General features: G+C 57.1%; 1 pseudogene. It reads right to left on the bottom strand.

Features of this window, described 5'->3' with window-relative positions:
• Positions 1-8: 8 nt before the first annotated feature.
• Positions 9-1,058 (bottom strand): annotated as a pseudogene (locus BEN48_RS20275) (IS701 family transposase).
• Positions 1,059-1,104: the final 46 nt, after the last annotated feature.

Below are 1,104 nucleotides of genomic sequence, written 5' to 3'. Positions count from 1 at the left end.
AACTGATGTTACGCGGTGAATTGAGCTAACTCTTGATTCATGGCTTTTAGGCCCGCCAAATAGAGTTGGGCTTTGAGGCGAAAATGGCCGATTCCGTGCCGCATTTTAAGCGCCTCTAACTGGCTGTAAGCTAAAATGGCGGCAAAGAAATGATTGGCTTGGGTATCCGGCTTTTTTGTGGGCGACTTCCCCATGGAGGCATTCTGTTTGAGCGACTTTTGGTATTCTTCGACTTTCTCACCGTCTCTGGTAAATTGTCGTCAATTGGACTTGGTTCAGGCTCGTGTCGCTGCTGACCAGGTATAGCACGCCTTGCGACCCGTCCTTGTTTATAAAGACTTGTCTGCTCACGAGTACCGCCGGCTCGACGGACCGCAAAAAGACGCGCAGGGGCTGCTCATCGGGAAAGGCAAGGGTATCGAGGGCGTGAAACTGCCCGGCGGCCCGGGCGCCTCGCTTGGGGCGACGGTGCGGGAGGATTCGAGGGCCATCACAAAGCCATGCCCCGGTCCAGGATGGCGTTCAGGTTCTCGGCCGAGGCGTACCAACTGTCAGCCAGCAGGTAGCGGTAGGCGACCTGCTGCTGGGCCACGCGCAGCATGGCCCGCAGGTACTCGTTCTTGGTGTACTTGCTTTTGGCTTTGGTTTTCTGTGCTTTGGCGTCCCACACGGCCTCCGTTTTTTCGATGAGCTCCACCGCAATCAGCAGGGCCAGTTCGCCGGCCTGGTAGAGCAGGCTCACAAAGTTGAGCCCCTCGACAAAGCGGCCCTGGCGGTGGTCCCAGTGCGTACAAATCAGGGCACTGGGGTCGGTATGGGCCTTTTCCAGGATGGAATCGTCCACGATAAGCACGGCAAACTCTTCGGCCGGTCGCTGGTGCTCGGCCCGGCGAATCAGCGGTTTGGCGTGCGCCCAGACCTGTTCCGAGTCCAGATAAGACGTGCTGAGCCAGCGCGTGACTCACCGCTCCGCCAAAGAGCCGGGATAAGCCCGTGGCAGAAGTTGGGCCCATTGAGCTAATCAGATAGTCCGTGTATAAATCCAAGGTGCAAGTCATCGCCGAAAATAGGGACTGCTAACTTTAGCCGCGTAACATCAGTTAT

This window comes from Hymenobacter glacialis (assembly GCF_001816165.1).
In the GTDB taxonomy this organism is placed as follows: Bacteria; Bacteroidota; Bacteroidia; order Cytophagales; family Hymenobacteraceae; genus Hymenobacter; species Hymenobacter glacialis.
The sequence above is the reverse complement of the archived record's forward strand: the minus strand, read 5'-3'. Positions and strand labels throughout refer to the sequence as shown.